11 protein-coding genes and 1 tRNA gene are annotated in these 13,222 nt (G+C 64.2%); 11 read left to right on the forward strand and 1 reads right to left on the reverse strand.

Annotated features, from left to right (window positions below):
- Window positions 1-122 precede the first annotated feature (122 nt).
- The 8 genes from Q0H50_RS05120 (at window position 123) to lysS (ending at window position 7,478) form a co-directional block, all read left to right on the forward strand.
- The gene (locus Q0H50_RS05120; RefSeq protein WP_294361854.1) at window positions 123-467 is read left to right on the forward strand and encodes a YbaB/EbfC family nucleoid-associated protein; all 345 of its coding nucleotides are present in this window, start codon (window positions 123-125) and stop codon (window positions 465-467) included.
- 12 nt (window positions 468-479) lie between these two features.
- Window positions 480-1,076, forward strand: coding sequence for a recombination mediator RecR (gene recR, locus Q0H50_RS05125; protein ID WP_294396607.1), 597 nt, complete (start codon window positions 480-482; stop codon window positions 1,074-1,076).
- Between the two features lie 466 nt (window positions 1,077-1,542).
- The gene (gene mobB / locus Q0H50_RS05130) at window positions 1,543-2,886 is read left to right on the forward strand and encodes a molybdopterin-guanine dinucleotide biosynthesis protein B (protein WP_294420047.1); all 1,344 of its coding nucleotides are present in this window, start codon (window positions 1,543-1,545) and stop codon (window positions 2,884-2,886) included.
- Between the two features lie 133 nt (window positions 2,887-3,019).
- Window positions 3,020-4,192 (forward strand): 4Fe-4S binding protein, encoded by a 1,173-nt coding sequence (locus tag Q0H50_RS05135; protein ID WP_294420050.1) that lies wholly within the window; start codon window positions 3,020-3,022, stop codon window positions 4,190-4,192.
- Window positions 4,193-4,279: 87 nt separating this feature from the next.
- Window positions 4,280-4,356: transfer RNA gene (locus Q0H50_RS05140), tRNA-Pro, on the forward strand.
- 186 nt (window positions 4,357-4,542) lie between these two features.
- Window positions 4,543-4,785 (forward strand): twin-arginine translocase TatA/TatE family subunit, encoded by a 243-nt coding sequence (gene tatA / locus Q0H50_RS05145; RefSeq protein ID WP_294420056.1) that lies wholly within the window; start codon window positions 4,543-4,545, stop codon window positions 4,783-4,785.
- An 88-nt stretch (window positions 4,786-4,873) separates the two neighbouring features.
- On the forward strand, window positions 4,874-5,341 hold the full coding sequence (greA, locus tag Q0H50_RS05150; protein ID WP_042434763.1) for a transcription elongation factor GreA: 468 nt from the start codon (window positions 4,874-4,876) through the stop codon (window positions 5,339-5,341).
- Window positions 5,342-5,534: 193 nt separating this feature from the next.
- Window positions 5,535-7,478 (forward strand): lysine--tRNA ligase, encoded by a 1,944-nt coding sequence (gene lysS, locus Q0H50_RS05155; RefSeq protein WP_294420066.1) that lies wholly within the window; start codon window positions 5,535-5,537, stop codon window positions 7,476-7,478.
- Between the two features lie 119 nt (window positions 7,479-7,597).
- On the opposite strand, the gene Q0H50_RS05160 is transcribed toward lysS, so the two are convergent.
- The gene (locus Q0H50_RS05160) at window positions 7,598-8,752 is read right to left on the reverse strand and encodes an AI-2E family transporter (RefSeq protein ID WP_294420068.1); all 1,155 of its coding nucleotides are present in this window, start codon (window positions 8,750-8,752) and stop codon (window positions 7,598-7,600) included.
- Window positions 8,753-9,078: 326 nt separating this feature from the next.
- On the opposite strand from Q0H50_RS05160, the gene Q0H50_RS05165 reads away from it, so the two are divergent.
- The 3 genes from Q0H50_RS05165 to ispF all read left to right on the forward strand — a co-directional run bounded on the left by Q0H50_RS05165 (window position 9,079) and on the right by ispF (window position 13,162).
- Window positions 9,079-11,652 carry an ATP-dependent Clp protease ATP-binding subunit gene (locus tag Q0H50_RS05165; RefSeq protein WP_294420074.1) on the forward strand — a complete coding sequence of 858 codons (2,574 nt, stop codon included), beginning with the start codon at window positions 9,079-9,081 and terminating at the stop codon, window positions 11,650-11,652.
- A 167-nt stretch (window positions 11,653-11,819) separates the two neighbouring features.
- Complete coding sequence (gene ispD / locus Q0H50_RS05170; protein ID WP_294420080.1) at window positions 11,820-12,668, forward strand: 2-C-methyl-D-erythritol 4-phosphate cytidylyltransferase; 849 nt, start codon at window positions 11,820-11,822, stop codon at window positions 12,666-12,668.
- Window positions 12,665-13,162, forward strand: coding sequence for a 2-C-methyl-D-erythritol 2,4-cyclodiphosphate synthase (gene ispF, locus Q0H50_RS05175; protein ID WP_294420093.1), 498 nt, complete (start codon window positions 12,665-12,667; stop codon window positions 13,160-13,162). The genes ispD and ispF overlap by 4 nt, the downstream gene beginning before the upstream one ends.
- The last annotated feature ends 60 nt before the right edge of the window (window positions 13,163-13,222 follow it).

The raw sequence follows: 13,222 nt of genomic DNA on the forward strand, positions 1-13,222 counted from the left end.
AGGCGGGCTTCGGCGGCGGCGTGACGTTCGAAGAAGTCAAGGAATAACGCACATCCGGGCCTGCGCCCGGTACAATGCAATGGTTTGAGACACGTACATTCGCGATTAGAACAGGAAACGATATGGGACGTAAAGGCGGATTCCCCGGCGGCGGCATGGGCAACATGGGCGCCATGATGAAGCAGGCTCAGAAGATGCAGGTCGAGCTTGCCCGCGCGCAGGAGGAGATTAAGGACATGACCTTCGAGGCCTCCGCCGGCGGCGGCATGGTCAAGGCGGTCGCCCAGGGCGACAACAGCCTGGTCAGCCTGACCATCGACCCCGAAGCGGTCGATCCCGAGGACGTGGAGATGCTGCAGGACATGATCACCGCGGCCGTCAACGAGGCGCTGCGCGGCGTGGCCGATCTGGGCGCCCAGCGCATCAACGCCGCAACGGGCGGCATGAGCATCCCCGGCCTGATGTAGGGAAGCGGTTCCGTGCAATCGGCTCCCGCAATCCAAAAGCTGCTCGATGAGCTTGAGCGCCTTCCCGGCGTGGGCCCCAAATCGGCGCAGCGCATGGCGTATTGGATCTTGAACTCCGATCGCGCCACCGCGCTGCGTTTGGCGCAGGCCATCGTGGAGGTGAAGGACACGGTGCATTTCTGCAGCCGTTGCTTCAACTACGCCGAGGACGACCTGTGCGAGATCTGCCGCTCGACCAGCCGCAACCAGCAGCTGCTGTGCGTGGTCAGCGAGCCGCGCGACATCCCGCCCATCGAGCGCACCGCCGTGTTCCAGGGCGTGTACCACGTGCTGGGAGGCGCCCTGTCGCCCATGGACGGCATCGGGCCTGACGATCTTCGCATCCCCCAGTTGATGCAGCGTCTGGGAAGCGAGGACATCCAGGAAGTGGTGCTTGCCACCAACCCCAATGTGGAAGGGGAGACCACGGCCGCCTACCTGGCGCGCTTGATCAAGCCCCTGGGCATCAAGGTCACGCGTCTTGCTAGCGGCTTGCCCGTGGGCGGCGACCTGGAGTTTGCCGACGAGGTGACGCTCGGACGGGCGCTTGAGGCCAGGCGCGTGCTGTAGCGCGGTCCTTGCCACGCGCGCGTTTTCCGCCGCACCAAAACCTACGGGAACGAACCGGGCCCCGCAGCCGTTTGGCTGCGGGGCCCGCGTGTTTCGCCAGATGGCTGCGCTTAGGCATAGAAAAAGGGATTCCGCCCCCTCCAAAAAACGGAATCCCTTCTCTTCCTTTTAACGAAGCCGAAGCTATCGAAAAAAGCAAGTTCATTATACCAATCTCTTCACGGAAGATCAATAAATTCTATCAATCATAAGCACTTCCTTAGATGGGGCGCATGGAGCGCTTGATTCGCAACCTCATCCGAACACTTCGCTTTTGTTCTCGAACTCAGCCGTACACGTCCGGATAAGTTCGAGAATTCCTTTCCGGAGGCGAGGGCCGAAGGCCCTCCCGAGAGAAAGGAAAGATCATGAGGAAAAACGCGCCGGAGGGGCCGTGCTATACTTTCTCGCACGAAAGGATATGCGCATGATCAAGTTCCCCAGCCCCGCGGTCTCCATCGTCGGGCGACATAATTCAGGCAAGACAACCCTTATCGAGAAGCTCATCGCCGAGCTGGTCGGCCGCGGTTTGGACGTGGGCAGCGTCAAGCACCACAGCCATGTCGGGTTCGATATCGACATCCCTGGGAAGGACTCGTGGCGGCATCGCCACGCCGGCGCCAGCGAAACGGTTATCGCGGCCCCGGGCCAGATGGCGCGTATCCAAACCACCGATGGGGAAGCGGAGTGCGCTGACATCGTGGCGAGCATGCCCGGCCACGATGTGGTGATCGTCGAGGGCTATCGCAAAAGCGGCCTGCCCACCATCGAGATCATGCGCGCCGGCAACAAAGCCGATGCTCGAACCGCCGAGGTGTTCGCCGAGGGCGCTCGCAAGGGCTGGGCGCTGGGAACGGATTTCACCCAGTTCGGGCGCGGAGCCATGCCCCATGCGGCAGACGTCCGTCCCGACGACCATCCCGTGGCGCAGCCTTTAGACCAATCCGAGGAGGATCGTCTCGCGCGCAGCTATCCCGATCACGCCGACATCTCCAACAAGATGCCCACGGCGGCAACCGTTGCGGTGGTCACCGACATCCCGCTGGCGGCAGAGGCCGCCGGCATATACGGCATCCCGGCGTTCGATATTAACGATGTGGCGGCGCTGGCAGATTTTCTGCAGGTGCGTTTCGCCCGTCCGCGCGTGTCGATGGTCATCCAGGCAGGCGGGGAAAGCCGCCGCATGGGCCGCAGCAAGGCTACGGTCCCGTTCTGCGGCAGGCCGCTCATCTGCCGTCTTGTCGAGCGGCTCTCGCCGGTGGCCGACGAGCTCATCATCACCACCAACGAGCCGCAGGAGCTTGCGTTTCTGCAGGAGCAGTATCCCGAGCTGGGAATCCGCCTTGAAGCCGACGCCATCAATGAGCGCGGGGCGTTGCCGGGCCTGTATACCGCCTTGCGATCGGCCCGCAACCCGTACGTTGCCGTGGTCGCCTGCGACATGGTGCTCGCGTCGCCATCGCTCGTGGTCGCCGAGGCGCTTGAGATGACCAGGACCGGAGCCGATGTGGTGGTGCCCGTCAACAAGCACGGCTTCGAGCCGTTCCACGCCATCTACCGCCGCTCGGGCTGCCTGCCCGCGGTGCGCGAGGCGCTCAATCAGGGGGAGAAGCGCGCCCAGGTGTTCTTCAACCAGGTCGACGTGTGCGAGTTCCCGCAAAAGAAGGTGCTGGCGGCCGAGCCCATGGGTGGGTGCTTCATGAACGCGAACACACCCGACGAGCTGGCGGCACTCGAGCGCATCGTGCAGGAGCGCATCGAGTGCGAGTAGCGCCATGTGAAGCGCTTGCGGCCGGCCTGCGACGGTTTCGCGCGGCTTTTGGCGCGTGCCTGTTGCAAACTGCGGTCGTGCGCTAAGCTTCGCCGCGGCATATGCGTGCGGAAGTTTTACGAGGGGGAGACGAATGCCGAACATCGCAGACATCATAGAAGTTGCCGAGGAGCTTGAGGATAAGGCGGTCGTGGCGGTCTCGACGCGCTGCGTGGCCGTGCGCAACCGCAATGCCTCGTGTCGCAAGTGCATCGATGCCTGCCCGGCCGACGCCATCAGCGTGCACAACAACGTGCTCAGCGTCGACCATAAGGTCTGCGTGGCGTGCGGCGCTTGCACGGCGGTGTGCCCGACCGAGGCGCTGATCCCCGTGCGCCCCGCCGACGAGGCGCTCGAGCAGGCTGCCGCCGAGGCCATGGCCGCCTTGGACGGCCGCGCGGTCGTCGCATGCGCCCGCATCGCCTCGAAGGGCCTGGCCGACCCGCACAAGTTCGCCGAGGTGCCCTGTTTGGCGCGCGTCGACGAAAGCTTGCTGCTCGGCTTGGCGGCGGTCGGCGCCAAGGACATCGTGTTGGTGGACGGGTGCTGCAAAACGTGCAAGTTCAGGGCAACCTCGCCCGGCGTGGACGAAACCATCGCTTCCGCAAACGATCTGATGCAGGCGCAGGGGGCGCCGGCGATGGTCTCCCGTGCATCGGAGTTCCCCGAAGGGCTTGCGCTCAAGAACGCCAACAGCCTGCTCGGCGAGGCGCGCCGCGGCTTTTTCACCAGCGCAACCTCGTGGACGGCCAGCGCGGCGGGCAAGACCGCCGAGATGGTCATCCGCAAAAACCTCGGCATGAAGGCCAAGGACGCCACGATGCGCGAGCAGCTGGGGGCGGGCGCCTCGGGCACGCTGCCCCAGTTCCAGGAGCGCCGACGCAGCCAGGTGCTCGATGCCATGGACCGCTTGGGCGAACCTGTGGTCGAGCAGGTCGAGACGCGTCTGTTCGGCAGGGTGGAGATCGATGCCTCCGTATGCAATTCGTGCGGCATGTGCGCGGTGTTCTGCCCCACGGGCGCGCTCAGCAAAAGCTCCATCAAGCCAAGCCCCAACGCCGACGGCACGCCCGACGGCGGCAGCTTCCTCGAGTTCTCCTGCGCCGAGTGCGCGCAGTGCGGCCTGTGCGTGGATGCGTGCATGAAGAAGTGCATCACGGTAAGCCCGGAGGTGTCCACGGCTGAGCTGTTCGACTTCGAGCCGCGTTTCATCTATCTGCCGAAACCCCAGGCCAGACCGGGAATCCTGTCGAGTTTCAAGCGATAGGCGCATCCTCTGCGACAAATTTCGAAAAAAGTCGTCGCAGATGCCGGATGGTTATGCTAATATATTCCCCGCTGCGAAAGCGGCAATCGGGATGTGGCTCAGCTTGGTAGAGCGCTGCGTTCGGGACGCAGAGGCCGCAGGTTCAAATCCTGTCATCCCGACCATTGCATGGTCAAGGCTCGGTGTTCGCACCGGGCCTTTTTCGTGCAGCCGTGCATATCCGTTGGGGTGCCGCGCAAGCGCGTGTGCTTTTCATCGAAGGTGCGTCGGCAAGCTGCGGTTATGTTAAAGTACGCGGCGTTGCATATCACAGCCCGATGCCCGGGCTGGGACGAGTACTTGGAGGACACATGAAATTTCTGGGAATGGGCGTGCCTGAGCTTCTAATCATCCTCGTGGTGATTCTGCTTATCTTCGGCCCGAAGAATCTGCCAAAACTCGGTAGCGCCCTGGGCAAGACCGTGAAGAACCTGCGCGAGGGCATGGGCGATTCCAAGAAGGCCGAGGAAGAGGCCGACGAGGTCGAGGTCGAGGACGACGACGAGGACGCCGCCAAGAAGAAGACCACCGCTGCCCGCAAGAAGAGCGAGTAGATCGCAGCTTCACAAGGTTGGTACGCGGTATGCGCAACGGGCTGCGGTCCGGCGCATACCGCTTTTTTCGTATAGATAGGTGAACGACATGGCTGACAACTACATCCTTACCCCCGAGGGCAAGCAGCAGCTCGAAGAGGAGCTGCACTATCTGGAAACCGAGAAGCGCGCCGAGGTGGGCGAGCGCATCAAGGTTGCGCGCGAGTTCGGCGACATCTCCGAGAACTCCGAGTACGACGACGCGAAAAACGAGCAGGGCATGCTCGAGGCGCGCATCGCCGAGATCACCCGCATCCTGGGCGAGGCCACCGTCGTGGCAACCCCGAAGCGCTCCAACTCCGTGCACATCGGCTCCACCGTCACCGTCGACATGGGCGGCCGTGAGCGTGTGTTCACCATCGTGGGCGCTGCCGAGGCCGACAGCCACGCCGGCAAGATCTCCAACGAGTCCCCGGTGGGCGCCGCGCTGCTGGCCCACAAGAAGGGCGACGAGATCGAGACCACCGGTCCTACCGGCCGCGTCATCAAGATGAAGATCGTCAACATCGAGCATTAATCAGCAGGTTTCGCTTGCCTGTCGGCAAGCGAAACCGCTTGACGTTTTCGGCTGGCTGCGGCACATCGCCTTTGCTTTCGATTCCGCGCGCATGGCCCTTTAGGCCTATGCCCGCTTGCTTCGGCCGAACCAGGCGCATCGCAGCCGCCTTTACCGACTCAACCAAATCCCTGTGTTTTAGAAGGGCTTTCCCATGAGCAATACCCCTGAAGTTATCGAAGACGACCCCATCGAGGTGCGCAAGGCCAAGCGCCAGGCCATGCTCGATGCGGGCCAGAACCCCTATGGCCATGCGTTCGGCTACAGCCACCATCTGGCCGAGCTCGAGCAGCTCTACGCGCACCTTGAGGACGGGGATTCCACCGAGGACCTGGTCAAGGTCGCCGGCCGCATCATGTCCAAGCGCGTTCAGGGCAAGATCGCCTTTCTGGGCCTGCGCGACGCCACGGGCGACATGCAGCTGTTCTGCCGCATCAACGAGCTGGGCGAAGAGGCCTTCGGCCGCCTGAAGGACCTTGATGTGGGCGACTGGATCGGCGTCGAGGGCGCTATGATGCGCACGCGCCGCGGCCAGCTGTCCGTTGCCGTCTCGTCCTTCGAGCTGCTCAGCAAATCCATCCGCCCGCTGCCCGAGAAGTTCCACGGCCTGGCGGACAAGGAGACGCGTTACCGCCAGCGCTACGTCGACCTGGTCATGAACCCCGAGGTCAAGCAGGTCTTCGAGAAGCGCTTCAAGATCGTGGCCGCCATCCGCCGCTATATGGAGGACCAGGGCTTCTACGAGGTGGAAACGCCGTTTCTGCATCCCATCCTGGGCGGCGCTAATGCAAAGCCGTTCGTCACGCACTTCAACGCGCTCGACCGCGACTACTTCCTGCGCATCGCCACCGAGCTGCCGCTCAAGCGCCTGCTCGTAGGCGGTTTCGAGAAGGTGTTCGAGATCGGCCGTCAGTTCCGCAACGAGGGCATGGACCCGTACCACAACCCCGAGTTCACCACCATGGAGGCGTATCAGGCTTTCTCCGACCTCAACGGCATGATGGACCTCACCGAGGGCTTCATCAAGGCAGCCGCCGAAGCTGCTTGCGGCACGCTCAAGGTCAGCTACCAGGGCGTCGACATCGACCTGTCCGGCCAGTGGCCGCGCGAGACCATGTGCGGCTTGGCAACGCGCTACGCCGGCGAAGAGGTTTCCTTCGACCGCAGCCGCGAGGACCTGGTGGCCATCCTGGAGAGCAACGGCGGCCACGCCGAGGACGCATGGGGCAAGGGCAAGCTCATCTCCGAGATCTTCGAGGCCGTGGCCGAGGAGAAGCTCATCCAGCCCGTGTTCGTCACCGAACATCCGCTGGAGATCTCCCCGCTGGCCAAGAAGCTGCCGAACAATCCCGAGCTCACCGAGCGCTTCGAGCTGTTCATCTGCGGCCACGAGTACGCCAACGCCTTCAACGAGCTCAACGACCCGGTCGACCAGGCCGAGCGCTTCCGCGCCCAGGTCGAGGCCAAGGATATGGGCGACGACGAGGCCATGGGTTACGACGCCGACTACATCCGCGCCCTCGAGTACGGCATGCCTCCGGCAGGCGGCGTGGGCATCGGCATCGACCGCCTGACCATGCTGCTCACCGATTCGCCCACCATCCGCGACGTGCTGCTGTTCCCGCATATGCGAGATGAGGCCCCTGCCGGCGCCAAGCCCGCCGCACGCCCGGCTGCCCCGGCCGAGCAGCCCGCTGAGGAGCCCATCGACTTCTCCAAGGTGGTCGTCGAGCCGCTGTTCGCCGACGAGGTGGACTTCGACACGTTCAGCAAGTCCGACTTCCGCGCCGTGAAGGTCAAGGAGTGCGTAGCCGTGCCGAAGAGCAAGAAGCTGCTGCAGTTCACGCTCGATGACGGCACCGGCACCGACCGCACCATCCTGTCCGGCATCCATGCGTACTACGAGCCGGAGGAGCTGGTAGGCCGCACGCTCGTCGCCATCACCAACCTGCCGCCGCGCAAGATGATGGGCATCGCCTCCTGCGGCATGCTGCTGTCGGCCGTGCACCAGGAGAAGATCGACGACGACACCACCGAGGAACGTCTGAACCTGCTCATGGTCTCCGACCGCATCCCGGCAGGCGCCAAGCTGTACTAAGCGGCGCATCTTATACCGTGATTGCAAGAAGGTCCGCCTGGGTTAATCCAGGCGGACCTTCTTACGTTCGGAGCTGTAGTTGGGCATCGCATACGGAAATCGTCCCGTTGCGGATGGCGTTATGCCGTCGTTGCGGGTTGAATGGCCGCGTCGCCTTTCTCTTCGCCATCTTTTTCGGCGTCCACCTGCGCGAAATGCTCCATGGCAAGCGTTCGCACCGTCGAGATGACCGGCACGCCCAGAAGCACGCCCAGAAGGCCGAACAGCGACCCGCCGGCGATCACGGCCACGAACACCCAGATGCTCGGCAGGCCCACCGATTGCCCCACCACGTTCGGATAGATAAGGTGCCCCTCGATTTGCTGGAGGACCACCAAAAACACGATGAACTGCAGGGACTGCATGGGGTCTTGCGACAGGATCATCGCAGCGCCCATGATGCCGCCGATCCACGCGCCGGCGAACGGGATGAGCGACGACACGCCCACGATAAGGCCGATGGAGGCAGCGTAGGGGAACTGCAGGATGGTGCCGCCGATGGCGCACAGGGCGCCCAAGATGACGGCCTCGATGCATTGCCCGCGGATGAAGCGCGAGAAGCAGTCGTTGGTGATGGCGCACGCGTGCAGCACGCGGCGGCGCAGGTCCTCGCCGGGGATGAAGCTGGCCGCGCGCATAGCGCCGGCGTGCACGCGGTCCTTGTCAAGCAGCAGGTACAGCGCGAACACCATGCCCAGCAAGATCGAAAGCGTCAGATGCGCCACCTCGCCGCTGGTCTGCGCCACGATGCGCAGCGCCTGATCGGTTCCGCCCATGGCATCTAGGGCCTTTTGCCCGATGGAGTTCCAGGTTGCATCGTCCAGAAGGGGGATGGCCTGCGCACCGGGAAGGTTCGCGATGGCCTGCGATGCCATGGCCGCGGCCTCCGATATGCCGGTGATGATGGCGGCGCCCACGGATTTGAACTCGCCGCCCACGAACGTGGCCAGCGCCGCAAGCGCCAAGGTAACGGCGGCGATGGCCAAGATGACGCAGATGGGGCGCCGTGTTTTCGCCGCAAGCTCGCTGTTCGAGCGCGGAAACCACCGGGACTCGAGCGCCGCCGCTATGAAGTTGAGCAGGTATGCCAGCACCGCGCCGATGGCCAAGGGCTCAAGGGCTGACCAGACGGTTGAGAAGATGGAGCAGAGGCCGTCGAATCGGGCGACGGCAAGCGCCGCCACGGCAAGGGCGGCGACAAGGATAAGGGCGTAACGTACGGTGTGCCTGTTCATGCGGTCCTGTCGGTTGAAGGGGGATGGGCTGCGCTGTTGCGCGTTTCGCTATCAGTATAAGCGTGTGCGGCGGTCAAGGCGCTGCGCTTGCGCGCTTGTCGACCTTTCGTGAAGAACCGCTTGCGAAATCCGGGTGAAAAGGGGCAAAAGAGGTCTAAAGGCGCTTCCGGTGTGTGCGGATTGCACGTAGCAGAGGCACCGGGCGCTGTGCGGCTCCGGGCTACCTTATTATGTATACGATACGTAAACGGCTTAGCAGTCCATTGACGGGAGTGCTAACATGAACAACCGAGACCATAATCATATGCCGCGAGAATCGAGGCTTCATGTCATTTGAGAAGTTCACGGACAAGGCGCGCAAGGTGCTCGTCTTGGCCCAGGACGAGGCACGCGCCCTGCATCAGCCCTATGTGGGCACCGAGCATATCCTGCTGGGCCTCATCCAGGAAAAGGACGGCCTTGCCGCCCAGGCCCTTGAGCGCCTGGGGGTGGCCTACGACGCCGTGGTGAAGGGCATCCGCGAGGTGGCCTCCATCGACGAGGGCACCGACGTGTCCGGCCACCTTTCGTTCACCCCGCGCGTCAAGCGCGTGCTCGAGAACAGCCTGCGCGAGGCTATGCAGATGGGGCAGAGCTACATCTCCACCGAGCACCTGCTGCTCGGCATCGTGCGTGAGAACGAGGGCACGGCGCTCGACGTGCTTTCGCGCCTGGGCGTGAAGGGCGACGATGTGCGCACCGCGCTCAACGATCTGGTGGGCCAAAGCCCCGTGTACGCGGGCCGCAACCCCTTCGAGGCGGCCGGCACCGTGCCCGACAGTGCGCTGAAGGAGTTCGGCACCGACCTTACGCAGAAGGCGCGCGACGGCAAGCTCGACCCGGTCATCGGCCGCGCCGGCGAGATCGAGCGCGTCATGCAGATCCTCTCCCGCCGCCAGAAGAACAACCCGCTGCTCATCGGCGAGCCCGGCGTCGGCAAGACCGCCGTCGCCGAGGGCTTGGCGCAGCTCATCGTGTCCAACCAGGTTCCCGACATCCTGCGCGGCAAGCGCCTGCTCACGCTTGACGTGTCCGCCCTTGTGGCCGGCAGCAAGTATCGCGGCGAGTTCGAGGACCGCTTGAAGAAATGCATCAAGGAGGTCAAGGACGCCGGCGACATCATCTTGTTCATCGACGAGATGCACACGCTTATCGGCGCCGGCTCGGCAGAGGGCTCCATTGACGCCGCCGCCATCCTCAAGCCGCCGCTGTCGCGCGGCGAGATCCAGGTCATCGGCGCCACCACCATCGACGAATATCGCAAGCACCTGGAGAAGGACAGCGCCCTCGAGCGCCGCTTCCAGCCCATCACCGTCGGCGAGCCCAACGAGGAGCAGGCGCTTCGCATCATGGAGGGCCTGCGCGACCGCTACGAGGCGCATCATCAGGTGCATTTCACCGATGAGGCGCTTCAGGCAGCTGTCACGCTGTCCGATCGCTATATCCAGGACCGCTTCTTGCCCGATAAGGCCATCGACGTCATGGACGAGGCCGGCGCCCGCATGCGCATCCGCAACATGACCCTGCCCGACGAGCTGCGCGAGATGGACGATAAGCTGCGCCAGATCCGCTCCGATAAGGACAAGGCCATCGCCGAGCAGGACTTCGAGCGCGCCGCCAAGCTGCGCGACCAGGAGTCCGCTGTCAAAGGCGAGCGCGCCGCGGCCGAGAAGAAGTGGGCCGAGGATTCCCAGAAATCGGTGCATCAGGTAACCGCGCAGGACATCGCCGACGTCGTCTCCATGACCACCGGCGTGCCCGTATCCAACCTCACCGAGGCCGAAACCGAGAAGCTGCTGCGCATGGAGGGCGTGCTGCACGAGCGCGTCATCGGCCAGGAAGAGGCCGTCACCGCGCTGTCGAAGGCCATCCGCCGCAGCCGTGCCGGCTTGAAGGACCCCAAGCGCCCTGCCGGCAGCTTCATCTTCCTGGGCCCGTCGGGCGTGGGCAAGACCGAGCTGTCCAAGGCGCTCGCCGAGTTCCTGTTCAGCTCCGAGGACGCGCTCATCAGCTTCGACATGTCCGAGTATATGGAGAAGCACTCCGTCAGCCGCCTGGTCGGCTCGCCTCCGGGCTACGTGGGCTTCGACGAGGGCGGCCAGCTCACCAAGGCCGTGCGTCAGCGCCCGTATTCGGTGGTGCTGTTCGACGAGATCGAGAAGGCGCACCCGGACGTGTTCAACATCCTGCTGCAGATCTTGGAGGAAGGCCGTCTGACCGACGCCCAGGGCCGCACGGTGGATTTCCGCAACACGGTCATCATCATGACGTCCAACGTCGGCGCCCGCGAGATCTCCGCGCCCACCACGCTCGGCTTCAGCCCCGAGGGCAAGGCCGGGCTTTCCGACAAGGAGATCAAGTCCCGCGTCATGGGCGAGGTGAAGAAGCTGTTCAGGCCCGAGTTCTTGAACCGCATCGATGAGATCATCGTGTTCAAGTCCTTGACGCAGGAGCAGATCGTCGAGATCGCCAAGCTCATGGTGGCCGACCTGCGCGAGCGCCTGATCGCCCAGAACATGACCATCAATCTTACCGATGACGCCTACAAGCTCATCGCGAAGGAAGGCACCGATGCCGCCTATGGCGCCCGCCCGCTGCGCCGCGCCATCCAGCGCCTGCTGGAAGATCCGCTGTCCGAAGAGCTGCTTGAGGGCAAGTGGACGTCCGGTTCGGTCATCCAGGCAAACGTTTCCGAGGACGGCGAGAGCCTTGCGTTCGTTCCCGGAACGGGTTCCATCCCCGCGCCGCGCAAGCACGATAACATCGCGCGCGATGCCGAGCTTCTGCTCACCAACTTCGACCTGGGCCATGCCGGCGTCTCCGGCTCGGGCGGATCGGCAAGCGGCGGTGCCGCGGACTAAGGCCAGGCCGCTTCCGCTGCGCTTTGCTTGGGCCGGCAGGCACGCCTGCCACGCGCTCTTTTTTCATGCAGCGCGTAGCGTGCCTGCGAAAACGCGGCAGTTGCTTTAGAATGGAAGGCGGTCCCGAAAGGGGCCGCCTCATTTGTTTTCGACGGAAAGAGGAAACCATGCCCAAGACCGTTGACCCGGTGTTCTCGTCCTCGGTGCTCGCCGCAGCCGATCTGGCCACGGCGCTCGACATCGATGCGCTCGCGCAATCCATGGCAGGCCTCGAGGGCAAGGTCGACAAGAACCCGAAGACGGCGGCCATCATCTTGGCCGGCGGCACGGGCGAGCGTTTCGGCAAGGAGGGCGGCAAGCAGCTGGTGGAAATCGGCGGCAAGCCGATCCTCACCTGGTCGGCCGAGGCCTTCGACGCCGTGGGCGATATCGGCCTCATCGTCATCGTCTGCCCGGCCGAGCGTCAGGCGGAATACCTGAGCAAGGCCGTCGACCCCTTCCCGTTCGCCACGCCCATCGTGGTTGCCCCGGCGGGCTCCACGCGTCAGGAGTCGGCGTTTTCGGGGCTTGAGCTGGTGCCCGAGGAGTTCGAGTACGTCGTCATGCACGACGGCGCGCGCCCGCTCATCTCGCCCGATCTTATCGCCCATACCATCGCCACGCTCAAGGGCAACATCGACGCCGACGGCGCGGTGGTGGCCCATCCCGCCATCGACACGCTCAAGGTGGTGGAGAACGGCGTTATCGTCGGCACGCCCGATCGCAGCGTGTTCTGGAACGCGCAAACCCCGCAGGTCTTCCGCGCGGGCATCTATCGCCGCGCGCACGCCTCGGCGCTTTCCGACGGCTTCGTCGGCACCGACGACAGCTCGCTGATCGAGCGTCTCGGCGGCCGCGTCCTTGTGGTGGAGGGCAAGCGCGACAACATCAAGCTCACCGTGCCGGAAGATTACCTCATGCTCGTGGCCGCCGTGCGCGAGCGTTATCTCAAGCAGAAAGGCGAGCAGGAGCAATGAGCCTGGAATTCAGCGCCCTGCGCATAGGGCAGGGCTTTGACGTGCATAAGCTGGTCGAGGGCCGCAAACTCATCATCGGCGGTGTCGATATCCCGCACACCTTGGGCCTGCTCGGCCACTCCGATGCCGATGTGCTGGCGCATGCCGTGGCAGATGCGCTGCTCGGCGCCATCCGCGGCGGCGATATCGGCAAGCTCTTCCCCGACACCGATCCTGAATGGGAGGGGGCCGATTCCATGAAGCTGCTTGCTGCCGTGGCGGCAAAGGTGCGCGAAGAGGGCTACCAGATTATCGATATCGATAGCGTCATCGCAGCTCAGGCACCGAAGATGGCGCCGCATCGCCAGCAGATGCGCGAGAACCTGGCGGCTGCCATGGGCATCGCGGTCGACAACGTCGGCGTGAAGGCCACCACCACGGAGCACTTGGGCTTCGACGGCCGTCAAGAGGGCATATCCGCCACGGCCGTGGCCTTGCTGGCGCGATGTAGCTAGCGCGGGCGCGGTTTTCGACGCCCGGCCTTTCGCAACCTTGCCAATCCGCCGCACCATGCG

The organism is uncultured Senegalimassilia sp., assembly GCF_934632265.1.
GTDB lineage: Bacteria > Actinomycetota > Coriobacteriia > Coriobacteriales > Eggerthellaceae > Senegalimassilia.